General features: G+C 68.9%; 15 protein-coding genes and 1 pseudogene. 6 read left to right on the forward strand and 10 right to left on the reverse strand.

The genetic code is table 11. The features are described from left to right. Positions 1-78 precede the first annotated feature (78 nt). Positions 79-1983 (forward strand): FlgD immunoglobulin-like domain containing protein, encoded by a 1905-nt coding sequence (locus tag NJ4_RS11830; RefSeq protein WP_169799250.1) that lies wholly within the window; start codon positions 79-81, stop codon positions 1981-1983. An 11-nt stretch (positions 1984-1994) separates the two neighbouring features. On the opposite strand, the gene NJ4_RS11835 is transcribed toward NJ4_RS11830, so the two are convergent. Together NJ4_RS11835 and NJ4_RS11840 are read right to left on the reverse strand one after the other, a co-directional pair. Next, positions 1995-3182 carry a HupE/UreJ family protein gene (locus NJ4_RS11835; RefSeq protein WP_067434909.1) on the reverse strand — a complete coding sequence of 396 codons (1188 nt, stop codon included), beginning with the start codon at positions 3180-3182 and terminating at the stop codon, positions 1995-1997. After that, positions 3179-6724 carry a metallophosphoesterase gene (locus NJ4_RS11840; protein WP_067434912.1) on the reverse strand — a complete coding sequence of 1182 codons (3546 nt, stop codon included), beginning with the start codon at positions 6722-6724 and terminating at the stop codon, positions 3179-3181. Before NJ4_RS11840 ends, NJ4_RS11835 begins: the two co-directional genes overlap by 4 nt. Positions 6725-6833: 109 nt before the next feature. Between NJ4_RS11840 and NJ4_RS11845 the strand changes: the two genes are divergently transcribed. Beyond that, positions 6834-7049, forward strand: coding sequence for a hypothetical protein (locus NJ4_RS11845; protein ID WP_067434915.1), 216 nt, complete (start codon positions 6834-6836; stop codon positions 7047-7049). Between the two features lie 14 nt (positions 7050-7063). Here the strand turns inward: NJ4_RS11845 and NJ4_RS26935 are convergent, their stop codons facing one another. After that, on the reverse strand, positions 7064-9475 hold the full coding sequence (locus NJ4_RS26935; RefSeq protein WP_067434918.1) for a PA domain-containing protein: 2412 nt from the start codon (positions 9473-9475) through the stop codon (positions 7064-7066). A gap of 148 nt (positions 9476-9623) precedes the next feature. Between NJ4_RS26935 and NJ4_RS11855 the strand changes: the two genes are divergently transcribed. Both NJ4_RS11855 and NJ4_RS11860 read left to right on the forward strand, forming a co-directional pair. Continuing rightward, entirely contained in the window at positions 9624-10394 is a 771-nt protein-coding gene (locus tag NJ4_RS11855) for an arsenate reductase/protein-tyrosine-phosphatase family protein (RefSeq protein ID WP_067434921.1), read from the forward strand. A 14-nt stretch (positions 10395-10408) separates the two neighbouring features. Next, a complete protein-coding gene (locus tag NJ4_RS11860) occupies positions 10409-10816 on the forward strand; it encodes a VOC family protein (RefSeq protein WP_067434924.1) in 408 nt (135 codons plus the stop codon). Positions 10817-10885: 69 nt separating this feature from the next. On the opposite strand, the gene NJ4_RS11865 is transcribed toward NJ4_RS11860, so the two are convergent. Further along, positions 10886-11086 carry a hypothetical protein gene (locus NJ4_RS11865; RefSeq protein ID WP_067434927.1) on the reverse strand — a complete coding sequence of 67 codons (201 nt, stop codon included), beginning with the start codon at positions 11084-11086 and terminating at the stop codon, positions 10886-10888. An 81-nt stretch (positions 11087-11167) separates the two neighbouring features. After that, a complete protein-coding gene (locus NJ4_RS11870) occupies positions 11168-14437 on the reverse strand; it encodes a DEAD/DEAH box helicase (protein ID WP_067434930.1) in 3270 nt (1089 codons plus the stop codon). A gap of 162 nt (positions 14438-14599) precedes the next feature. On the opposite strand from NJ4_RS11870, the gene NJ4_RS11875 reads away from it, so the two are divergent. Together NJ4_RS11875 and NJ4_RS11880 are read left to right on the forward strand one after the other, a co-directional pair. Beyond that, a complete protein-coding gene (locus NJ4_RS11875; protein WP_067434957.1) occupies positions 14600-16681 on the forward strand; it encodes an elongation factor G-like protein EF-G2 in 2082 nt (693 codons plus the stop codon). A gap of 28 nt (positions 16682-16709) precedes the next feature. Further along, positions 16710-16982 (forward strand): hypothetical protein, encoded by a 273-nt coding sequence (locus tag NJ4_RS11880; RefSeq protein WP_067434933.1) that lies wholly within the window; start codon positions 16710-16712, stop codon positions 16980-16982. A gap of 34 nt (positions 16983-17016) precedes the next feature. On the opposite strand, the gene NJ4_RS11885 is transcribed toward NJ4_RS11880, so the two are convergent. The 5 genes and pseudogenes from NJ4_RS11885 to NJ4_RS11905 all read right to left on the reverse strand — a co-directional run. Beyond that, a complete protein-coding gene (locus tag NJ4_RS11885; protein WP_067434936.1) occupies positions 17017-18135 on the reverse strand; it encodes a hypothetical protein in 1119 nt (372 codons plus the stop codon). Positions 18136-18255: 120 nt separating this feature from the next. Continuing rightward, positions 18256-21135, reverse strand: a complete 2880-nt coding sequence (locus NJ4_RS11890) for a vitamin B12-dependent ribonucleotide reductase (protein ID WP_067434939.1) — start codon at positions 21133-21135, stop codon at positions 18256-18258. Positions 21136-21291: 156 nt separating this feature from the next. Then, positions 21292-21795, reverse strand: a complete 504-nt coding sequence (gene nrdR, locus NJ4_RS11895; RefSeq protein ID WP_067434942.1) for a transcriptional regulator NrdR — start codon at positions 21793-21795, stop codon at positions 21292-21294. A 418-nt stretch (positions 21796-22213) separates the two neighbouring features. Next, positions 22214-22876 (reverse strand): hypothetical protein, encoded by a 663-nt coding sequence (locus NJ4_RS11900; RefSeq protein WP_067434945.1) that lies wholly within the window; start codon positions 22874-22876, stop codon positions 22214-22216. Beyond that, a pseudogene (locus NJ4_RS11905) lies at positions 22849-23411 on the reverse strand (type IV toxin-antitoxin system AbiEi family antitoxin domain-containing protein); the annotation flags it as partial. The gene NJ4_RS11900 and the pseudogene NJ4_RS11905, both read right to left, overlap by 28 nt.

Genomic DNA, 23411 nt, shown 5'->3' on the forward strand with positions numbered 1-23411 from the left:
GGCTACGTACGCTCCGGAACTGTCCGGGTCGTCGGCGCGATGCCGCGTCGCCCGGTCCAGCTCACAGGGGGATCCATCATGAAACCCGCAGCAATCCTGGCCGCCGCGATGACGGCAAGCTTGATGTTCGCCTACCCGGCGCCCGCCACCAGCGACGATGATGCGACCACGACGCGAGAGGCGCAGCAGGAAGCCTCGCAGAAGGCCGACGCTGTTTCCGGTGGTCCCACGCTTCGCTCGACGGGCGCGGCCACTGCCGACCTGTCGGCGGCATTGGCCGAGCGCGGCCCCCTCTCCGCACGAGGATCCACCGCAGTCGTGCCAACCACCGTCCCGAGCATCACGTCGCCGACCTCGTCGTCCGTGGCCACCGACACTGTCGCCGTGTCGGCAACCAGCACCGCGGCGACCGTCCGGTTCAGCCTCCGCGGCGGTGACGCGCTGGATGTGCCGGTTCTCGACGGAATCGCCACGGCCAACCTCCCGACCTGGGGCCTGGGCGGGTCGAGCGCGCTGAGCGCCTTTGACTGCGCAGATGCAGTGTGCAACGCCACGGGTGCCCAGGTTGACTTCACCGTCACCAATTCTCCCATCGCCTTCACCGCGCCCACGAACTTGGGCACAGTTGGCACCAGCTTTGTGGCCCGGGTCGACAACACGGGCGGCACGGTGAAGTTCTCGTGGCCAACAGGCCCAGCGGGCAGAGTCTCCGCTGCGCCCTACCAGGCATCGGTCTCGACAGCGAGCCTCAGAAACGGAACCTGGCAACTGACCGCCGTCCAGTGCACACCCAACGGAACTGTGTGCGAGGGACCAGAGACCACAGTGAGCGTCCGGGTCCACAACACCTTGGCGCCACGGATCACCCGGATCGCCCCGGGCCGGTTCTCGCCGAACGGCGACCGCTCAAGGGACAAGACCAAGGTCACTTACCGGCTTGAGTCGACGCAGACGGTGGCGATGCGGGTGCTGAACCGCAACGGAGTCGTCCTCCGCGGACCTGTCAGGCTTGGCGCCCACCGGGCCGGCACTCACTCATGGACGTACGACGGGCGGAGGCAGGACCGCCGTTTTCTCAGCAACGGCAACTACACCGTTCAGATCGACACCACCGGCGTGGTGTCCGGCACCACGGTGCGCGGGAAGGCCCAGGCACTTGTTGTGGTTGACCGCACCAAGCCGACGGGCACCCGAGTGGCGTCCACCGGCACCGTGTTCCCGATCAAGGATCGGTACCGCGACTCCACGCTCTTGCGAGTCCGCGTCTCCGAACAACTCGCGAACCTGACCGCGCGGGTCCACGACAGTCGCGGTCGATTGGTACGCAGCCTCAACGCCGGCCCGCGTGCCGCCGGCTTGCGCGGAGTGACGTGGAACGGACGCACCGGCTCGGGGAAGGTCGTCCCCGCAGGCACCTACACGTTCAGGTTCACGATGGCAGATCGCGCCGGCAACCGCGCCACGACCGTCCGCGCCCGGGTTGCCGTCTCACCGAAGAGGCTGGTCCGAAAGATCGGTTCGCGGACCCTCACACCCAAGGCTTCACTCATCGGTGCCATCATCGGCGATTGCTCCGAGGTCACGTATCCGGCTCGCTCCTCGTGGCCCGGATCCTTCTCCTACCTGAGCAACTACTACGCCTGCTACGACCCCTACGACGCAGACCTGCTCGCGCTCACCCGACACACGGTGACGCTGCCGCGCGCCACTCGCTACGGCGCCATCAGGGTTGATGCCTATGGCGGCAGGTCCCTTGCCGACTATCCCGATGTCGCAGCGGTGCTGTACGAGTCCCGATCAGGCAGTTACCCCTACGGGTTCGACCTTTCTCCGACGGTCGGTTGGCACCGAGGCCCAACCCGTCCGGCCGAGAGTCTGGTGAACGGGAACCGTCAGTTCCGGTGGGTGGCTGGCACCACCAACGGCAACTTCTACGACATGCGTTGGTTCAAGGTGACGTACTCGTACTTCGTGCTGTCCTGAGGCCGTAGACCTCATCCCAGCAGAGGCACGGTGAGAGTCGCCACCAGCTCCCCCGTCACCGGCAGCCGCTGGACCACCCAGAACGTCCCGACCACGATCACCGCCACGGCCACCGCGCCGAGGACCTGCCGCTGCGCGCGCGTTCGTCGTACGACCAGGACCAGCGGGAACACCAGCAGGATCAGGCAGAGCTGGGCGACCTCGATGCCCAGGTTGAAGGAGAGCAGCGACCAGACCAGGTCCCACGAGCCCGGCTCGGAGATGCCCAGGGCCGAGGCGAAGCCGAGACCGTGCAGCAGGCCGAAGCCGAACGCGACGGGCAGCTGCCAGCGACCTGAGCCGTGGGATCCACCCACCAGGCCGAGCACGGCCACGACCACGATCGAGAGCGCGATGATCGGCTCCACCACAGCGGCCGGCACGTTGACCACACCCAACGATCCGAGCGCGAACGTGACGCTGTGCGCCACGGTGAACGCGGTTGCGGCCAGCAGGACCTCGCGCCAGCCGCGCACCCCCAGCAAGAGGGCGAGGAGGAACAGCAGGTGGTCCGGGCCGAGCAGCAGGTGCTCGGCGCCCAGCACACCGAAGTCCCACAGCTCTCCCGCCTTGCTGGACGAGGAGGGCGTCACGGACTCCGACGGAGCCGAGGTGATGTCGACGCTCGGGCTGCCGGGATCCAGCGCCACCGCACCGCTGTGCCCGTCGACGTCGTAGCGCACCATCGTCTTCGTGCTGTGCACGAAGTTCTCCTCGTCGGGGAACAGCGAGGAGTAGAACGCGTGCTTGGCCTCACCGGAGGTCGGGCACGCGTAGTCGATCGTCAGCCGGGCGAACGCCGTGTCGTTGCGTTCGATGATCGAGCCGGTCGTGTCGGCGCGACCTACGCACCGCTGGTCGCCGTTGGCGACCTGGAACCGCTCGATCGCATAGCCCGCGACCGCGTCGAAGTTCTTGGTCAGCTCACGCTCCTGCACGGCCCGGTCGGTGGCGCCGTACGCATCGGCGTACAACCACGCCGACTTCATCAGCAGGTCGTACTCGAGGTCGAGCACCACCCGCACGTCGTCACCCCCGGCGACGTCGACACCCGAGACGTCGGCGTACGCCGTGGAGGTGGCGTCGTGCGCCACCGCCGGCGGGGCGAAGAGCCACCCCGCCAGCGGGACGAACAGAACGAGCAGGAGCAGGCGCGTCATTCGCTCAGGAACTCCAGGCCCTTGAGCGCCTTGGACGGACGACCCTTCGCATCGGCGGTCGCGAAGACCTGCGGCGCCGAGGTGTTCACGCCGCCACCGGGCGACGTGGAGGTGACGATCCAGGCGTACGCCGTGTCGCGCTTGAGGTCCTTCCAGGTGACCGAGGCGACCTGGCCCGAGGGCACCGTGACCTCGTCGATCACCTGCGTCGGCTCATAGAGGCCCAACGACTCGGTCGCGAAGCTGGTCGTGCGCGAGGTCAGCTCCACCGGGAGCACCATCGTGTCCTCGCGCCCGTCGTAGCGCTGGTTCGTGTCGAACTCCGTGGCGCCGAAGTCGTCGAGCAGCGGCGAGTAGGTGTCGACCGACATCTCCCCGCGGTCCACGTCGAACTGCAGCATCCGGAAGTAGCTCGCCCCGAACCGCAGCCCCTGGTCGGGCTCGTAGCCACCGATCTCGGTCAGCCCCAGCAGTGATGCCGGCGTCTCGTAGAACTGGTAGTCGGCCAGCAGCTCGACCACGTTGTTGCCGACCACACCGACGTCGGGCTTCACGTTGGTCGCGACACCGTGCTCGTGACCGGCCAGGATCAGGAACACGTTGGGGTTCTGCGCCACGATCGTGTTGTAGAGCAAGGATCCGTCCGGCGCGGAGAACGTGCCGTCGCGGCCGTCGGGGTTCGACGAAGGCTTCAGGTAGTCGTGCGAGAGCAGGATGCCGTTGCGGTTCGGGTAGCGCTTGAACGTCGCGTCCGCCCACTCGGCCTCCTCGCGGGTCACCCCGTAGGAGAGCCCGACGACCACGAAGTCCTCCCCGCCCGCGGAGAACAGGTCGAAGTGGTTCTGGTTGTCGCCGGCCTTCCACGGGCCGCCGTACGACGCGTTCTCCCACGCGCTCGACGCCGCCTCATAGCGGTCGGGACCGTAGTACTGGTTGTAGATCGAGTCCGGCCCGTCCTCGCGGCCGGCCTGGTTGTCGTGGTTGCCGGCGATCACACCGTTGGGGATACCGGCGTCGTCCAGCACCTTCTGGTGGCCCGACGAGACCTCGAACTCACCGACGATCTGCTGCTTCATCTCCTCGGTGGCCGGCGGGCGCGTGTTGTTCTCGATGATGTCGCCGGTGTGCGCGACGTAGGCGATCTTGCGGGACTCCGCGTTGTCGCGCACCCAGCGGGCCACGTCGCCGTACGCCTTCGACCAGACGGCCCGCTCCTCGGCGGTCTCCTGCTCGACCGCACCTTCGGAGAGGTACTGCGTGTCGGTGTAGTGCACCATCGAGAAGTCGTACGTCGACGGGTCGTCGAAGCCGGTCTTGTCACTGGCGTCGAGGTCATCGGCGAACGGGTCCTCACCGGTGACCATCACGTGCACGGTGTTCCTCTCGACGTACTCACGACCCACGTCGGCGGTGAGCAGCGTGTTCCCGGCGACCTCGCCGCGCGAGGAGTCGAGCGGATCCCACGTCTTCGTGCGCAGGTTCCACGCGCGCAGCGTCACGACGCGGGTCGGGTCGGTGACCCCCTCCCAACGCAGCACCGGCGCCTTCGCGTGGCCCTTCACCTTCACGTCGAAGCGTTGGAAGGTCACACCGCCACTGGCGACCGAGTCGAGCGAGCGGTCGTCGCCCGGCTCCAGAACCCGGGTGTCGACCCTCTGCTCACCGCGCACGCTGAGCGTCGTGGGCACCTGGTCGGCCTCGCCCTGCCACCCCTGGTTCGGGGTGAGGATCTCGGCCTGGGAGAACGTCGCGGTGACCCGGCCACCGTCGGGCTCACCCACCGTGGCCTTCAGCTCGACGGAGCTGCCCAGGTCGTTGTCGCCGGAGGTGGGTGACAGGGCGGTGGCGTCGTCGGGGATGCCGGCCGAGGAGAAGACCACGGTGCGCTCGGCCTCGTTGCCGAGCGAGTCGCTCGCGGTCAGTGCGATCGTGTGCTGGCCCGCGGAGAGGCCCGGGCCGACCAGCTCGCCGGGGGCGACGGCCTTGCCGTCGAGGGTCACCGTCGGCTCGCCGAGCACGCCCGAGGCGTCAGTCACCTCGAGCGCGAGCGGCACGGAGGTCGTGATCCGCTCACCCTTGGTCGGCGTACTGCTGCTGATCTCGGGGGCGGTGTTGTCGGTGACCAGGGTGCGGGTCGCGGCCTGACCGGTACCGCTGCTCGAGGCGATGGTGTGGTTGCCGTCGGCCAGCTCGGTGGTGTCGAGCTCCGCGCGCAGGCCCTGGGCCGTGGCGCCGTCGACCTGGAAGGTCAGCACGGCCTCGCGAGGCTTGCTGGACGAGCCGCAGTTGCCGTCGCCGAGGTCGTACTTCGGCGCCACGTCGACCGCGGTGGCGGTGCCGGTCGCGGGAGCGAGCTTCAGCGCGGAGATGGTGAAGTCGTCGCGGTTGTCACCACAGCTTCCGGGGTAGGTGCCGGTCACGAAACGGATCTCGTTGCGGCCCGGCTGGAGCCATTCGTTGGGGATCACCAGCGGGACGGTCTCGCTGACCCAGTCGCCGCCGACGTCGACCATCATGCCGTTGACCAACAGGTAGTTCTTGTAGCGCGCCTCGATCGAGTTCGACGCCACCGTGAAGGTGAACGTCGCGTCGCCGGCGCCCAGCGTCGGCGTCGTCGTGAGCGGCTTGCCGTCGACGGTGAGGTCGGCGACCGTCGCCTCGCCACCGACCGGCACGTTCGCGAAGACCTTCTCGGTGCCGTTGGTCAGGTGACCGTCCTCGGGGGTGATCGAGGGGGCACCGGCCGGCGCGTTGTTGACCGTCACCGTGTGGGTGGTCGACTCACCGGCCGCGGTCGTGGCGGTGAGATCGTGGCTGCCGTTCTCGAGCGTCGTGGTGTCGAGCTCGGCGGCCAGGCCGGTGGTGCGCGTCGGGTCACCGGTGACGAAGAAGCTCAGACTGGCCTCGGTCACGCGTGCAGTGTTGGTGCCGCAGGATCCGTCACCGAAGGAGTAGTTCCACTCGTTCTCCTCGCCGTCCGCGGTCTCGCCGAGCAGTTCGAGACGGATGTTGGAGAGGTCGAAGTCGTCGTAGTTGCTGCCGCAGCTGGTCTCGATCGCGCCGACCTTGAACTCGATCGTGTTCTCGCCCTGCTTGAGCCACTCGTTGGGCACGGTCTCGACGGCGGTCTCGCTGACGTGGTCGCCGAGCTCGATCCGGTGCTCGCCGTTGATCAGCACATGGCTGCCGTAGCGGGCCTCGATCGAGTTGCTGGCCACCTCGAAGCTGAGCTCCGAGGTGCCGTGCGTCGCCTCGGCCTCCAGCTCCGCGCCGTCGACCTCGAGGGTCTCGACGTTGTCGTCGGCGGCCGTCGGGGCGGCGGCGACCTGTGCCGTGCCGGCCAGGTAGGCACCGCTGTCGGGGGTGAGCTCGGGCGCCCCACCGACAGCGGGCTGCGTCTTGTCGACCAGGGCGCTGGCCGGAGCGAGCGTGGGGAACACGGCGCTCGAGAGCGGGAGCGCGGTCAGCGCCAGGGCGGCGGTGAGAGTGGCGAACTTCGTGAGTGGCCGGAGTGGGATCCGGCCGGGCGCGCTCGTGCGCATCGGGCACCAGTCTTCCGAGTCAGGAGTGATGACCTGACGCTTTCGGCACTCGGTGAACGCACGGGGTCAGCACGGAGTCAGCACGGGGTCAGCACGGGGAACGTCGGGCGTGAGCCACACGAACCTGCACGTTCTGCTCGTCGAACTGGCAGCCGTTGCGGTGTGGCACCCGGCGATGAGCGGTTCATCCACAGGCTCCGACGAGAGCCTCGACCCCCGGATCGACACCCGGTCCCACGCTCTCGAGGCCAAGCTCGATGCCCGCGACGAACGCTTCACCACCATCGAGACCAAGATCGACCAGGGCTTCGACCGCCTGAGCTGACCGACCGGCGCGGGTCAGCGTGCGACGTACCACGCCCGGACGATCGTCTGGTCCAGCGTCGAGCCGGCGGCATCGCCGGCGTGCAGTCGGAGCGAGACATGGCCGGTGCCGCGTGGCAGCTCGACGTGCCACCGTCCACCGGTGTGCTCGATCGTCCGGGCCGCGCGCCAGGAGCGCCCGTCGTCGTACGACGCCTCGACGGCGACGTCGTCGATCGGTGCGGTCGCGGCACCTTCTGCATGGCCCAGCCGCAGGTCGAACACGACCGGCCGCGGACCGCGCGCGTGCACCCGGTTGCGCAGGTCGACGTCGACGTCGTAGTCGACCAGGATCACCGGCTGGGTCACCACCGCACCCGTCGGGACGGTGGTCGAGGGGAAGCCCCAGACCGACTCAGTGCGCGTGGAGAGCTCCGTCCACGGCTGCGGGTTGTCGGCAGCGAAGGACACCTCGACCCGTGAATCACCGGCAGGCAGCACGGCGATGCCGGACGGCTGGTTGTCGGTCTCCCCCACCAGCACCCCGTCGGCGCGGATCTGCAGGAGCGTGCTCATCCCGCTGCCGGTGGAGTACGACGTGCCGTGGTTGCCGTCGGCGTCCACGAAACCGTCGATCGCCACCCGCATCTGGTCACCGGAGCGCTCCATCGGACGGAACCTGCTCGGCGCCGAGGTGACCGGAGCGGTGCCGACCGGCTTGGCGATCCGTTCGGCCGACTCGTAGGCCGTCAGCTCGGGGTCGCTGAGCGACATCCGCAGCACGGGCGGGTGCGGGAAGAGCGCGTTGTACGTCGTCTGCGGTGTCACCGTCGCGTAGGTCCAGCGGGTGTCCGGGTCGGGCATCCGGTACTCCACGCGGGTCCTGGCGCCACCGGTGAACGGGAACATCGTCGAGATCGCGAAGGTGTCCTCGGGCTGGTACTGGTAGGCCGCCTCCGAGAACGTCGAGTCGATCGTCGGCTGGCCGTGGACCTCACGCACCTGGCTGGCCAGGTCACGGCTGCGGACCACGTGGGTGAGGTCCTCCGGGATGGCACCGTGCTCCTTGAGCACCAGGTCGTAGAGGTAGGGGCTGGCGCTCTCACCGCGCACCGCGACCCGCCCCCGGGCGGCCTTCAACGCCTCGCCCTCGGCGCGATCCAGCCGCAGGGTCGGGACCCGCAGCCTGGTGCCGGTGCCGTTCGGGTCGTCGCTGTCGCCCGGCCCGTCGTTGTGCACGACCACGAGTGCCGCGCCCGCCTCCGCGGCGGCGTTGGACTGTTCGGCGACCGAGAGGTCGTCCGTGCGCTCGGCCACCGCGATGGCGCCACGCAGGTTCCGGCCGGCCAGGTCGTCTGCCGTGGCGTGGCCGACGTCGACGACTCGCAGTCGGTCGCGGCCGTCGTACAGCGGGAAGTCGGTGATCTCGTCGGAGAACCAGACCTGGTCGTAGTACTCCGGGTGCAGCGCTCGGCCTCGGACCGAGAGCTCGATGTCGGGCGCCTGGAGCCGCATCCGGGTCAACGCCTCGAAGGTGCCCTGGGCCAGCGGCGCCGTGGGCTGCATGAAGAACCGCTGGTCGAGCAGGGCCGAGGGCCGGTACTGCCGGACGATCTTCCGCCCGTTCGCCGCGGTGCGCGAGTAGCCGAGCTGCATCGCGCCGTCCGAGTTGACCTTGGTGCGGTGGTCGGGCGTGCGGACCTCGACCGGCTTCGCCAGCCGGGCGTCGAAGGTGACGTCGCGGGAGTCCTGGATCGTCATCTCCGGGTCACCGACGAGTGACAGGTTCTGCGTGGTGCGCTCGCGAGCAGTGCCGGGGCGGTCGGCCGGCATGGTGGTGACGAAGGCCATCACCGAGTAGGTGCCCGGTGGGACCAGCGCGCAGGAGCTGTCCTCGAACGATTTCGTGCTGCACGTCGCGTCCGGGTCGCCGGGGAGCCGCCGTACCACCTGGGTGGCGCCGGTGACCACGTCGTAGACGGTGACGTCGGCGCTCGCGGCCCGGCCGTCTCGAGCGATCGCGTCGAAGTTGAGCTCGACCAGGTCGGCGGCCCTGGTCCGCCTCGACGTCCGCGCGGTGCCGTCGACCACGGTGGGCTCACCCGAGCCGTCGGCAGTCTGCAGGGTGGTTCCGTTGTCGTCGGTGTTGACGAGCAGCCCCGGTGCCGTGCCGTCCTGGCTGCGCAGGGGCTCGACGACCTGCTGCCCGCCGTTGCCGAGCGGGGTCAGCCGGACCCGGTCGCCCTGGCCAACCCCGACGACCTCGCTGCCGGACACGGACCCGGCCCCGGTGAGCAGGTCGGGCCCGGCGCTCGTCGCCCCCGTCGCTCCCGTCGCTCCCGTCGCTCCCGTTGCTCCGGTAGCTCCGGTCGAGACGGAGAGCGCGGCGGCCAGCACGGCGCTGAGGGCAGCAGCACTGAGCAGCCGAGGAGAACGGCGTCGGATCATCTGGGGCTCCCGGGAGGTGTGGCGGTGGTGTCCTCCTTTCGTAGTGCACCCGCAGCCCGCCCGGACAGACCTGGCCGTGGCGGGGTACGGACATGTCGTGTCCACGCCACCAGAATCAAACAAACTGGTTTGATGTATTCTCGAGGGTATGGCGCGAGGAACGAGATCCTCACCACCGGTCGCGGTGCCGGCCTTTCTGCGCCTGGGCGGCCACCCGGTCCGCTGGCAGCTGCTCACCGAGCTGTCCCGCAGCGACCGCCAGGTGCGCGAGCTCACCGCGTCCGTCGGCCAGGCGCAGAGCCTGACCTCCTACCACCTCAAGCAGCTGCGCGACGGCGGACTGGTCACGGTGCGACGCAGCTCGGCCGACGGCCGGGACGCCTACTACAGCCTCGACCTGGACGCCTGCCGCGACCTGTTCATCGCCGCCGGCGGCGCGCTCCACCCCGGGCTGACGCCTGTCTCGGCCGTGCCGCTCACGGAGCCCGCCGGGCGCGCCCACCGCAGGCCGATCAGCGTGCTGTTCCTGTGCACCGGCAACAGCTCCCGCTCGCAGATCGCTGAGGCCCTGTTGCAAGACCTCGGCGGTGACCGCGTCGAGGTCTTCAGTGCCGGCAGCCATCCCAAGCCGATCCACCCGTACGCCGTCCGCGTGATGCGCAAGCGCGGCCTCGACCTGGACGACCGGCGCAGCAAGCACGTCGACGAGTTCACCGGCCGGCGCCTCGACCACGTGATCAGTCTCTGCGACCGGGTCCGCGAGGTGTGCCCCGACTTCCCGGGGCCGCCCACGGTGGCGCACTGGAGCATCGCCGACCCTGCCGACGAGGGCTGGCCGGCCTTCGTGCGCACGGCACAGGAGCTGGAGACCAGGGTCCGATTCCTGCTGTCGGTCCTCGAGCACGCACCCACCGAGTGAGAAAGGGAACCGTCATGTCCGACACGACACCCACCACGGACGTCGCCGACCTGGTCAGCGTCCGCTACATGGTCGACGACGTCGAGAAGTCGATCGCGTTCTACACCGAGCACTTCGGCTTCGCCGTACGCACGAGCTTCGCGCCGGCCTTCGCCGACGTGATCCGCGGCAACCTGCGGCTGCTGCTGAGCGGACCGACCAGCTCCGCCGGGCGACCGATGCCCGACGGGGCGCAGCCCGGACCCGGTGGCTGGAACCGGATCCACCTGATCGTCGACGACCTCGCCGCCGAGGTGGACCGGTGTCGGGACGCCGGAGTCGCCTTCCGCAACGAGATCGTCACCGGCCCCGGTGGCCAGCAGATCCTGGTCGAGGACCCCTCCGGCAACGTGATCGAGCTGTTCCAGCCCGCCGCCCGGTGACTCGACGTCCGAGAGACGGCCGGCGCCACACCTCCCAGGGTGGACGCCGACCGCCGGTCACGGATGGGATCAGCGGACGCTGACCGCGCGGATCACCTCATGCTCGACGGCGTTGCCGGCGTGGTCGGAGGCGATGACGCGCAGGGACACGAAGTCGGCCTTCCTGGGCACGCTCGGCTTCCCGGTCCAGGAACCACCCTTGCCGTTCAGCGTGACCTTCGACCAGGTCGCACCGTCGTCGTAGGACACCTTCAGGCCGGCCTCCTTCATCGTGCCGGCACCCTCGACCCCGACCGGCGCGAGCTCGTTCGAGGTCCGCTGAGGCCTCGAGCCGTGCTCGTCGCCCGGGCCTCAGTCGTCGAAGAGGGAGCGGACGTCGTCGGCGTCGATGCCCTGGCCCATGGCGGCGTCACCCTCGAACACCGAGGCGAAGAGGGCGGCCTTGCGCTCCTTGAGCTCCATCACCTTCTCCTCGATGGTGCCGGTGGCCACCAGCCGGTAGACCATCACCGGCCGCTGCTGCCCGATGCGATGCGCCCGGTCGACGGCCTGGGCCTCGCTGGCCGGGTTCCACCAGGGGTCGAGAACGAAGACGTAGTCGGCCTCGGTCAGGGTCAGCCCGACTCCGCCGGCCTTGAGGCTGATCAGGAAGGCGTCGGCATCACCGTTCTTGAAGCCGTCGATCTCGGCACGGCGATCGCGCGTGGCGCCGTCGAGGTAGCGGCAGGTGATGCCCTGTTCCTCGAGTCGAGCGCGGGCGCGCTTGAGGAACCCGGTGAACTGGCTGAACACCAACGCCCGGTGGCCCTCAGCGGTGACCTCGACCAGGTGGTCGACCAGGGCGTCGAGCTTGGCCGACCCCAACGACTCGTGCTCCGGATCGACGAGTGCGGCGTCGAGGCTGAGCTGACGCAGCTTGGTCAGGGAGCTGAAGATCGCCACCCGGTTGCGGTCGAAGTCGTCGACCAGCCCCAGGATCGCCTGCCGCTCGCGCTGCAGGTGGGTGTCGTAGACGCGTTGGTGCTTCGCCCCGAGCGCGACCTCGAGCACCTGCTCCTGCTTGGCGGGGAGATCCGCCGCGACGAGATCCTTGGTGCGGCGCAGGATGAACGGGCGGATGCGGGTGCGGAAACGGTCGAGCGCCGCCTGGTCGCCGTGCTTCTCGACGGGCTTGACCACCAGGTCGCCGAACCGCCGCGGCCACGGGTAGAGGCCGGGCGCGACCACTGAGAGCAGCGCCCACAGCTCCATCAACCTGTTCTCGAACGGAGTGCCGGTCACCGCGAGCCGGAACGGTACGTCGAGCTTGCGGACCGCCTGATACGTCTTGCCCTGGTGGTTCTTGATCGCCTGCGCCTCGTCGAGGACGAGGCCACCCCACGGGAGGGCGGCGTACGCCTCGGCCTCGAGGCGGAACAGCGTGTAGGAGGTGACCACGAGGTCGGCGCCGGCCACCGCCTCGGCCAGCGAGCAGCCGCGGCGGGCGGCCGAGGCGTCGATGATGCGTACGTCGAGCCCGGGCGTGTGGGTGGCGGCCTCGTGCGCCCACGCCGTCATGACGCTGGTGGGCGCGACAACGAGGAACGGGTCGGCCCCGGAGGCGCGGGCATGGCCGATCAGGGCGAGGGTCTGTAGGGTCTTGCCGAGGCCCATGTCGTCGGCGAGGATGCCGCCCAACCCGGCCTGCCACAGCTGCACGAGCCAACGGAAGCCGTCGTGCTGATAGCTGCGCAGCTCGCTCTTGAGCCCGATCGGCTCGACGTCGGGCAGCCCCTCGAGCCGCGTCAACGCCTTGGCTGCGGCCACCCACTGCTCGGCCTGGGCGTCGACGACCCCGAGCTCGGCCAGCTCGGCCCACAGCCCCAGGTCGTGGCGACCGACCCGGACGCCTTCGGACTCCTTGTCCTGGAGCTCGGCGGCCGCGGCGACCAGCCTGGCCAGCCGCCCGAACTCGGGCCGGTCGAGGGCGATGTGCAGACCGCTGGGCAGGATCAGTCGCTCCTGTCCGGCGGTCAGCGCCGCCAGCACGAACGGCAGCGGGACCTGCTCGCCGTCGACCTGGATGACCACCTCGAGGTCGAGCCAGTCGGTGCGGTCGTCCTCGGGGTCTCCGCCCTGCGCGGGCTCGGAGAGCGCGAACTCGATCTCGGGCTCACCGACGGCCTCGCGATAGTCGGGGCGCGTGCCCTCCTCGAGGATCTCGACCTGACCGCTCTCGCGCAGCGCGGGCAGCACCGCCTCGGCGAACATCAGCACCCACAGGTCGTCGAGCGCCTGGCGCGGCGCGAGCGCGTCGTCGGGCCCGTGCAGGAGGTTGCGCGAGACGTCGTCGAGGGCCAGCTCGTCGAGCAGGCGGGCCTCGGCGCCGGTACGTCGTACGCCGCGGGCCGGGTCAGCGCTGTCGAGGGCGAAGACCAGCTCCTCCTCGTTGCGCTGATAGACGAAAGCCCACACCAGCCCCACCTCGGTCGCCGTACGCCAGTCGACGGTCAACCGTAGGCGCGGTGGCACCTCGTCGGGCAGCGGGATCGAGCCGTCGGAGGACGTGACCGGCAGGCTGTTTCGCAGGCGCGGGAGGTAGTCGCGCACGAACGACGCACTTTCCGGAGCGGGGACGTCGATCAGTCCGCCCTTCTCCTGCAGCCGACGCAACGCCTCGGGAACGCGGCGGGCCAGCGGCGCGAGCAACAGCCGCTGCATCGGAACCTGGGCGGTGGAGTTCGGCTGGGTGGGCACGGTGAGCGAGACACCGTGGGGTTGTCGGCCGACGAACTGCACGGACTCTCCGGACAGGTGCTGGTCGCCCAGCCACACGCCCAGCGCCAGCCGACTCCCCTGCTCGGTCTCGACCAGGTCGGCGGTCAGGTCGAGCGGCTCGTCGAGCACCTCGATCGAGGAGAGGCGCCCGTGCGGGACGAACGGAAGGTCGACCTCGATCGCGCGCCGCAACAACGGCCACAGCTGCGGACCGACACTGCGCAGCGACGCGCCGTCGCGCACGCCGTTGGGCCCGAACGCGGTCGCCAACGCGCTGAGCACGGCCACCTGCTCGGGATCGAGCTCGCTGCGCAGGTGGGCGTAGTGCAGCTGCTGCCAGTCGATGCCGGTCTTGATCCAGTTCCTGCGGGCACCTTGTTGCAGCGGCCGCAGGGTCACGGCCGGCGGCAGGTGCGCGGCGTACCGACTGCGGGAGGGGCGCGGCAGGTTGAACCGCAGCGCGAGTCCCAGCCGGCGTGCGGGTTCAGGCCGAGCCTGCTCCAACTCACCGAGCACGGCGTCGAGGTCGCGCTGCCAGGCCGGCGTCGCGGGCAACGGAGGCATCGCACGCTCGGACTCACGCACGACGAGCAGCAGAGCGGCCGCGTGCTTGCAGCCGAAGGAGACCGGGCAGCTGCACTCGGCGTCGATGTGCGGGTTCGCGACCGGCGGCTCGAGCAGGACGGAGACGGAGTACGGCGCGGCACGGTTGCCGGCGACCCGGCCGACGATCTCGATCGCCTCACCCATCTCGCCGATCTCGAAGCCCAGCACCATGCCCCGCGCGGCATAGCTGCGGCCTCGGGACAGAGCACCCACGTCGAACGCCCGGGACAGGGCAGGTTCGGTGATCGCGCCCAACATCTGGTGCAACGTGTGTCTCCGCTTCCCGACCCCTCGAGTCCTTCGTGGCGCCAACGGTACGGCCCCGGGCCCACGCGCGCACGACCGTCCGCCGCGCCTGTGGATGAACCGCTCACGCACGCAGGGCTTGTGCGCGGCACCCATCTGGAGTTTCGTGGGAGCATGGCCGAGCGGCAGCCGCACAAGGACTCCCGACCACTGGATCCGCCCGCGCCCGACCGGATCCGCAACGTCGTCCTGGTCGGGCCGTCCTCGGCGGGCAAGACCACCCTGCTGGAGGGCTTGCTGAAGGAAGCCGGCGCGATCACCCGGGTGGGCGCCGTCGAGGACGGCACCACGGTCTCCGACTTCGAGGAGGGTGAGCACGAGCACGGCCGCTCGATGTCGCTTGCCGTGGCGCCGGTGCTGTACGACGGCACGAAGCTCAACTTCCTCGACACCCCCGGCTATGCCGATTTCGTGGGTGAGCTGCGCGCGGGACTGCGTGCCGCCGACTGTGCGCTGTTCGTGGTCGCGGCGAACGAACAGGTCGACCGCGGCACGGTGCAGCTGTGGCGCGAGTGCGACCGGGTCGGCATGCCCCGTGCCCTCGTCGTCACCAAGCTGGACCACGCCCGCGCTGACGTGGATGCCGTCGTACGCGCGGCGCAGCAGGCGTTCGGCGACAAGGTGCTGCCGGTCCACCTCCATCAGGGTGACCGGCTTGTGGGGCTGATCTCCGGGGACACGGACGACGAGCGGGCCCAGCAGCTGCGCGGGGAGCTCATCGAGGGCGTGATCGAGGAGTCCGAGGACGAGTCGCTGATGGATCGCTACCTCGCCGGCGAGAAGATCGACGAGGACGTGCTGGTCGCCGACCTCGAGAAGGCAGTGGCCAGGGCCGCGCTCTTTCCGGTCATTCCAGTGGGCGCGACGACGGGCGTCGGCCCGCGCGAACTGCTGGACCTGTGCGTGCGCGCGTTCCCCTCCCCCGCCGAGCACCCCGCACGCGAGGCCTTCACCCCGGCCGGCAAGAAGGCGGACGCCCTGACCTGTGACCCGTCGGCCCCACTGGTCGCCGAGGTGATCAAGACGACCAGTGACCCCTACCTGGGCCGGGTCAGCCTGATCCGGGTGTTCTCCGGGTCGTTCGACGCCGACGCCGACGTGCACGTCTCCGGTCACTTCTCGTCGTTCTTCGGGTCTGCGACCAGCCACGCCGACCATGACGACGACGAACGGATCGGTGGGCTGTCCTACCCGTTCGGCAAGCAGCTGGTCACCGCGCGCAAGGTGGTGGCCGGCGACATCGCCGCGATCGGCCGGCTCACCAGCGCAGAGACCGGAGACACGCTGTCGTCCGTGGAACAACCGCGGGTCCTCGAGCCCTGGCAGCTTCCCGAACCCCTGCTGCCGGTGGCGATCGAGGCAGCCACGAAGTCTGACGAGGACAAGCTTCCCGCCGCACTGGCCCGGCTGGCCGCCGAGGACCCCTCGCTGAAGGTCGAGAACAACACCGAGACCCGCCAGCTGGTGCTGTGGGTGCTGGGCGAGGCGCACGCCGACGCGGCCCTCGACCGGCTGCAGCGGCGGTTCGGCGTCACGGTCGAGCAGCGCGACCTGGTCGTGCCGCTGCGTGAGGCGTTCACCGTCGCTGCCAAGGGTCACGGTCGCCACGTGAAACAGTCCGGCGGCCACGGGCAGTACGCCATCTGCGACATCGAGGTGGAGCCGTTGCCGGAGCCTGTGGGCTTCGAGTTCGTCGACAAGGTGGTCGGGGGCGCCGTACCCCGGCAGTTCATCGGCAGCGTCGAGAAGGGCGTCCGGGCGCAGATGGAGGGCGGAGTCCGCAACGGCTACCCGGTGGTCGGGCTGCGGGTGACCCTCACCGACGGGAAGTCGCACAGCGTCGACTCGTCCGACGCGGCGTTCCAGAGCGCCGGCGCGCTCGCACTGCGCGAGGCCGCGGAGGACGGCCGGGTCGCCATGCTGGAGCCGTACGACGAGGTCTCGGTCTCGGTGCCGGACGACTTCGTGGGCGCGGTGATGAGCGACCTGTCCGCACGTCACGGCCGGGTGCTCGGCACGGACAAGGTGGGCGACGACGGCACCCTGATCCGGGCACTGGTGCCGCAGCGCGAGCTGGCCCGCTACGCGATCGAGCTGCGGTCGACCACCCACGGCACCGGCAGCTTCACCCGCACCTTCGCGCACCACGAGCCGATGGCCGAGGAGCACGCCCGCGACGTCACGCCGCGCACGTGAGGGTCGCTGCGCCGTGCAGGATGGAGGCATGAATGTGTACCTCGCCTGGACCTCGGCGGCCCCCGAGGACCTGGCCGGACCGTGGCACGAAGCGCGACGGATCGCTCCCGGCCTGCTGCTCCTGGAGAGTTCCGAGACGCTCTCGGTCGTCTATCACGCCCTGAAGTGGGCACTGCCCCAGGAGGCGTCGCTCATCGTGTCTCCTGTGCACCAGACGCCGAAGTCGCGTGGGATGGCACCCGGCACCACGTCATGGTTGCGGAGCCGCACCACGTCAGGCGGCGACCGGGCGGAACGGTGAGTCAGCCGATCGCCTGACCTGGGGAGGGGAACGCTTACGGGGCTGAGCTTCGCCCCGACATCGGCAGGTCTCCAACGCCGATCACGGGATAGAAGCGCTTCGTCGACTCGACGAGGTGCTCGAGCCATGGTGGCAGTACGGCGCCAGCTTCAGCGGCTCGGAGGACGGACGCTCGGGTGATGTGACGGGTGCGCGCGTCACGGAGGTAGCGGAACCGCTGCCGACCGGTCCCCACGCCGTTGCGACCCGACTGGCCACGTGGGATGAGGTCGTAGAGTTCCGTGCCACGGAGGCCGGGAATGACATCGCTCCAGTCCCTTCCCACGCTCGTCAACTTGCGAAACTCCTGGGCACGCACTTCCTTGTAGGGCTCCAGAAACGGCACGAGTTGGCTGAGCACCTGGCCATCACGCCCCGAGGCATAGAGCTCGTAGTAGTGCTTCTGATAGTCCTTGTTCCACTTCGCGATCTGCGCATTCGGAATCCCCAGGCACGTCACCAGGTCCTGGAGATCATCAATGCCAGCGTGGGAGTCGAGGCAGATCGCCCATCGCGGCAATGTGCCGCAGCAGGTGTATGCATCCAACGCGGCTCCCTGCAGGAAGCGGATTACGTGCTCCCGAGTTGACCCTGCGATGACCTCAGGAACACGCTTCTCCGAGGCTCGACCACCGCAACCCAAGAGGGTCAGGAACTCGACCAGGCGCTTGCTGGCCACGACGAATCCGGGGCACTTGTCTGCTCGGTGAACGATGCGTCCTGGCAACCCGAATGTGGCGAAGCATGCTCGTTGGACCTGCTCCAGGACCCTGTCGACTGAGTTGGTGATGACGACAGTCCAGTTGGACAGGTTGGTGTGGCCCTCCGAGAAGTACGCCCCGAGGAACAAGGCCAGTTCGTCGGTGAGGTGTTCCGGAATGGTGATGGCCTGCTCGTTGCCCCGCGGTCGACGCTCAGGTGGTCGGGGAAGAACCGCCTCTGTTGTTGCCCATTCGGCTCCATAGGTGACGCCGAGGAAATCGCCGGGTCTCGCCGAACTGGCCGCCATCTTGAGCGGCGGCTCATCGCCACGGGATGAGATCAGCAGCAGCCCATCAGCCGGATACTGCCGTGTCCCGCGGCCTCGAACCACCAAGTTCACGATCTTGTTCACGCGCGTGCTCGCTCATCCCGACCCCGGGTTGGCTACGTGTTGACATCCCATCACGGCCCACCGACAACCAGAACGGGCCCGACACCCGGGGGTGTCGAGCCCGTTCAGTGGTTCAGTTGATCAGCTGCAGCCGGAGGTGCTTCCGCAGCCCTCGCACACGTGGCACGAGCCGGCAGGACGCATCTTGGTGCCGCAGGTGAAGCAGAGCGGGCTGTCGATCGCCGTACCGCTGATCTTCTCGAGGAGCTCGGCGGTGGTGTGGGCTCCCTGGGGGGCCTCGACCACGGTCGCCTCGATCGGGGTCTCGACAGGCTCGACCACCGAGGAGGAGGTCTCAACCACCGTGGACTCCGACACGAGCTCGCCGGCGGACCCGGTCTCCTCGGCCGGCTCGTAGGACCCGGTCTCGAGGTGACGCTGACGCTCGTCGGCCGAGTAGATGCCGAGCGCGGAGCGGTCCTCGAAGGACAGGTAGTCCAGGGCCAGGCGACGGAAGATGTAGTCCATGATCGACTGCGCCATCCGCACGTCGGGGTCGTCGGTCATGCCGGCCGGCTCGAAGCGCAGGTTGGTGAACTTCGAGACGTAGGTCTCGAGCGGGACGCCGTACTGCAGGCCGATCGAGACAGCGATCGAGAAGGCGTCCATCACACCGGCCAGGGTCGAGCCCTGCTTGCCCAGCTTGAGGAAGACCTCGCCGAGCTCGCCGTCGTCATGGGCACCCGAGGTCATGTAGCCCTCGGCACCGCCGACAGTGAACGACGTGGTGCGCGAGACGCGCGACTTCGGGAGGCGCTTGCGGGTCGGGGCGTAGACGACCTTCTCCACGACCTTGGTCTCGACCGGAGCTTCGACCTCGGACTTGTTGGAGTCAGACCCCTTGTTCTCGCCCTTGCCGGAGGACAGCGGCTGGCCGACCTTGCAGTTGTCCCTGTACACGGCCAAAGCCTTGATACCGAGCTTCCAGCCCTGCAGGTAGACGTCCTCGATCTCCTCGACCGTTGCCTCCTCCGGGAGGTTCACGGTCTTGCTCACGGCACCACTCAAGAACGGCTGTGCGGCGGCCATCATGCGCACGTGACCCATCGGCTTGAGGGCGCGCTCACCCATCGCGCAGTCGAAGACCTCGTAGTGCTCGGTGCGCAGGCCGGGCGCGTCGATGACGTGACCGTGCTCGGCGATGTAGGCGACGATCGCCTCGACCTGCTCCGGCTGGTAGCCGAGCTTCTTCAGCGCCCGCGGGATCGTCTGGTTGACGATCTGCATCGAGCCGCCGCCGACGAGCTTCTTGAACTTGACCAGCGAGAAGTCGGGCTCGATGCCGGTGGTGTCGCAGTCCATCATGAAGCCGATGGTGCCGGTCGGTGCGAGCACCGAGGCCTGCGCGTTGCGGAAGCCGTTGGCCTCACCGGTGGCGAGCACGTCGGCCCACGCCTGGGTGGCGAGCTTGTGCACCGCGAGGTCCTCGGTGTGCAGGGTGCGCACCGTGTCGTTGGCGGCCTGGTGCTTGCGCATGACCCGCTTGTGCGCGTCGGAGTTGCGGGCATAGCCGGCGTACGGGCCGACGATGCCGGCCAGCTCGGCCGAGCGCTTGTACGACGTGCCGGTCATCAGCGACGTGATCGCGGCAGCCATCGAGCGACCGCCGTCGGAGTCGTAGCCGAGACCCATCGCCATCAGCAGGGCGCCGAGGTTGGCGTAGCCGATGCCGAGCTGGCGGTAGTTGCGGGTGGTCTCGCCGATCGGCTCGGTCGGGAAGTCGGCGAAGCAGATCGAGATGTCCATCGCAGTGATGATCAGCTCGGTGGCCTTCTGGAACAGCTCACCGTCGAAGGTGTCGTCGTCGCGCAGGAACTTCAGCAGGTTCAACGAGGCCAGGTTGCACGAGGAGTTGTCGAGCGACATGTATTCCGAGCAGGGGTTGGACGCGGTGATCCGGCCGGTCTCGGGGTTGGTGTGCCAGTCGTTGATCGTGTCGTCGTACTGCAGACCCGGGTCGGCGCAGGACCAGGCGGCCTCGGAGATCTTGCGGAACAGGCCACGGGCGTCGACGGTCTCGATGACCTCGCCGGTGCCGCGGGACTTCAGGCCGAACTCGGTGCCGTCCTCGACCGCGCGCATGAACTCGTCGGTGACCCGCACCGAGTTGTTGGCGTTCTGGTACTGGACGGAGGTGATGTCCTTGCCGCCGAGGTCCATGTCGAAGCCGGCGTCGCGAAGGGCACGGATCTTGTGCTCCTCGTTCATCTTGGTCTCGACGAACTCCTCGATGTCGGGGTGGTCGACGTCGAGCACGACCATCTTGGCCGCACGACGCGTGGCGCCGCCGGACTTGATGGTGCCGGCCGAGGCGTCGGCGCCGCGCATGAACGAGACCGGGCCGGAGGCCGTACCGCCGGAGGAGAGGAGCTCCTTCGAGCTACGGATGCGGGAGAGGTTGAGGCCGGCGCCGGAGCCGCCCTTGAAGATGAAGCCCTCTTCCTTGTACCAGTTGAGGATCGAGTCCATCGAGTCATCCACGGAGAGGATGAAGCAGGCCGAGACCTGCTGCGGGGACGGCGTACCGACGTTGAACCAGACGGGAGAGTTGAACGAGAAGTACTGGTGCACCAGCAACCAGGTGAGCTCGTGCTCGAAGAGCTCGGCGTCGGCCTCGGTCGCGAAGTAGCCGTGCTCCTGGCCGGCGTCGGTGTAGGTGTTCACGACCCGGTCGATGAGCTGCTTGAGGCTCCACTCGCGGGCGTCGGTGCCGACGGCGCCGCGGAAGTACTTGGTGGTGACGATCGTGGAGGCGTTGACGCTCCAGAAGTCGGGGTATTCGACGCCGCGCTGCTCGAAGACGGACTCGCCGGTCTTCCAGTTCGTCTGGACGACGTCGCGGCGCTCCCACGTGAGCTCGTCGTAGGGGTGAACGCCCTCGGTGCTGAAGACCCGCTCGATCTTCAGACCCTTGCCCGCGCCCTGCTTCTTTGCAGAATCGCTGCTGACCGTCTCCGTCATTTCTCCTCTTTCCCGAACTCCGGCTGGTGTCTTCTCTGGTGCTGGTGGTGCTGATGCTTCCGGTGGTGCCGGTGTCGCAGATGCTCGACGCCCGTTGTTGCCCGAAGATGTGCGCCCGGCACGCAGCTTCCCCACTACGTGCCGGGCGGTCTGTGGTCAGCCCGTGGGCTGAGGTTGTTTCGCAGTTGCTGCGAAACCGCTGGTGACGCCGGCAGAACGCTCGGCGCGCAGCATGGAGATCTCGGCCTCGAAGTCCTCGGCCGACTCGAACGCGCGGTAGACGCTGGCGAACCGCAGGTAGGCGACCTCGTCGAGCTCACGGAGCGGGCCGAGGATGGCCAGACCGATCTCGTTGGCGGGCACTTCGGCAGATCCGCCGCTGCGCAGCGCATCTTCGACCGCCTGGCCCAGACAGGCCAGCTGGTCGGCGGTGACCGGACGACCCTTGCAGGCCTTGCGGACACCGGAGACGGCCTTCTCGCGGTTGAACGGCTCACTCGCACCCGAGCGCTTGAGCACCGTCAACTGCATCTGCTCGACGGTGGTGAAGCGCTTGTTGCACGACGGGCAGGTGCGACGCCGGCGGATCGATCCACCGTCGTCGGCGACCCGGGAGTCGAGCACGCGAGTGTCGGTGCTGCGGCAGTTGGGGCAGTGCATGTGCGGCAGCCTCCTTCGCGGCTCGTTCTCTGGCGGGACCTGTGGGTGCGGGTTGTGCTCGTGCGTTCACACTCGTGCGTTCAACCAATGTCGACCACTGTGGGGACGCCACGAAGGCCCCTGCTCGGGGGCCTGGTGCAGCGGTGCCGTTGTGGACGACGGATCGTTTCCTGTGGACAACCAGCGGTTGATTGTGGGTTCAGCACCCTGCCCCTGTGGACTACATGTGGAGAACCACAACCGTGTAACTACTAGATGTAGTGGTAACCGTACGTCGGCTCCCGGGCCGATGCAAGCCCTGTGATCTGAACTTCTCGGGTCTCCTGCATAACCGCAGGTCAGCGCCGAATCTTCCCGCGACACGCCGTGCGCGACACGCTGGAGTGGGTGCGGACCCGACGGCCGACGGTGCAGGGTTTCACGCAGATGCTGCGTGAAACCCTGCAGCGTCGGCCGGTCCGGGGTGAGTTCGCAGGAGTACGCCCACCGCGCAGGCATCGCCACAGGCAATCGGGCGCCCTGTCCACCCGCGTGCCCACAGCAGTCGCGTCAGCGCTGCCGCCAACCGACAGGGATCGAGGATCTGTCGCCACCGAACGCGCACAGTCACCTGCCGATCGACCAGGGCATCGATGTCCCGGTCGAGGTCATCCCAGCCGTCTTCTGTCCATTCGTGCCCCAGACGCCCGTCGAGCTCGACGTTGACCGCGAACTCCGGGTAGGACACATCGCGAAAGACCACTGCCTTCTCACGCCGCGCTCGACGTTGCCGGCTCGCCGTGGGCAGCCCGTGCCGACGCTCGACGTCGCGCAGATACCGATGCTCGAGCGCCGAGAACGCACCGGAGGAGACGTCGACGAGAAGTCTGAGCAGGAGTTGTCGCCGGGCCAGTCGAGGCCGTCGCTTCAGCGCATCGAGCAGCCGGTCAGGCGTCGTACGCCTGGACTGCACGGCGTCGGAGAGAACGCTCACCGCACCCGCGTCGTCGGGGGCCTGCGAGGCCACGTCGAGCACGGCGTGCTCCACACGGATGCGCGGCGGGCTGAGATGCATCAGCGCGACGCCGTCGAAGTCGCGCACTCGCCGCACCCGAACTTCCGGGATCTGGCCAGGGCTCCGTCGCGCATCGACGCCACCTCGATGCGACTGGTCGCGGGCCGGCCCAGAAACCGCGGCAGCCGCAGACCGTGTGCGACCAGTGCCGTGGGTCCCGCCACGACGGCCGGCCAGAACCGAAGCACGGCTCCCCAGCCCTGCTGCTCCCACGTGGGCGGACCGTTGTGGTCGATGAACACCCCCGTGTGCAACCGGTGGAGGACCTGACGGCGCAGCAGTCGCGCGAGGTCGCGATCGTTGCCGCCACAGGCGAGCACCTGTTGGCGGGAGATCACTCCCGCCTGCTGTGTGAGCAGTGCTCTGATCGCTTCGGAGTCCACGCAGTCAGCCTCCCGCCCATCGACGACCACGACAACCACCGATGAGCGCCCCTGTGGACAACCGATCGCGGCACCCATCGCGGTCTCGATCTGGACCGACTCACGACCGGGCGGGCGGACGGGCGGACGGGCGGGCGACCGGGCGGGCGACCGGGCGGGCGACCGGGCGGGCGACCGGG

The sequence above is a fragment of the Nocardioides jensenii JCM 1364 = NBRC 14755 genome (assembly GCF_001552535.1).
GTDB lineage: Bacteria > Actinomycetota > Actinomycetes > Propionibacteriales > Nocardioidaceae > Nocardioides > Nocardioides jensenii.

What these genes read in the sequence shown, in the direction of transcription:
- NJ4_RS11880 (WP_067434933.1), top strand. Translation starts at nt 16,710, where the DNA reads ATGAATGTGTACCTCGCCTGGACCTCGGCGGCCCCCGAGGACCTGGCC.
- NJ4_RS11865 (WP_067434927.1), bottom strand. Translation starts at nt 11,086, where the DNA reads ATGAAGGAGGCCGGCCTGAAGGTGTCCTACGACGACGGTGCGACCTGG.
- nrdR (WP_067434942.1), bottom strand. Translation starts at nt 21,795, where the DNA reads ATGCACTGCCCCAACTGCCGCAGCACCGACACTCGCGTGCTCGACTCC.
- NJ4_RS11830 (WP_169799250.1), top strand. Translation starts at nt 79, where the DNA reads ATGAAACCCGCAGCAATCCTGGCCGCCGCGATGACGGCAAGCTTGATG.
- NJ4_RS26935 (WP_067434918.1), bottom strand. Translation starts at nt 9,475, where the DNA reads ATGATCCGACGCCGTTCTCCTCGGCTGCTCAGTGCTGCTGCCCTCAGC.
- NJ4_RS11835 (WP_067434909.1), bottom strand. Translation starts at nt 3,182, where the DNA reads ATGACGCGCCTGCTCCTGCTCGTTCTGTTCGTCCCGCTGGCGGGGTGG.
- NJ4_RS11840 (WP_067434912.1), bottom strand. Translation starts at nt 6,724, where the DNA reads ATGCGCACGAGCGCGCCCGGCCGGATCCCACTCCGGCCACTCACGAAG.
- NJ4_RS11855 (WP_067434921.1), top strand. Translation starts at nt 9,624, where the DNA reads ATGGCGCGAGGAACGAGATCCTCACCACCGGTCGCGGTGCCGGCCTTT.
- NJ4_RS11875 (WP_067434957.1), top strand. Translation starts at nt 14,600, where the DNA reads ATGGCCGAGCGGCAGCCGCACAAGGACTCCCGACCACTGGATCCGCCC.
- NJ4_RS11860 (WP_067434924.1), top strand. Translation starts at nt 10,409, where the DNA reads ATGTCCGACACGACACCCACCACGGACGTCGCCGACCTGGTCAGCGTC.
- NJ4_RS11870 (WP_067434930.1), bottom strand. Translation starts at nt 14,437, where the DNA reads ATGTTGGGCGCGATCACCGAACCTGCCCTGTCCCGGGCGTTCGACGTG.
- NJ4_RS11890 (WP_067434939.1), bottom strand. Translation starts at nt 21,135, where the DNA reads ATGACGGAGACGGTCAGCAGCGATTCTGCAAAGAAGCAGGGCGCGGGC.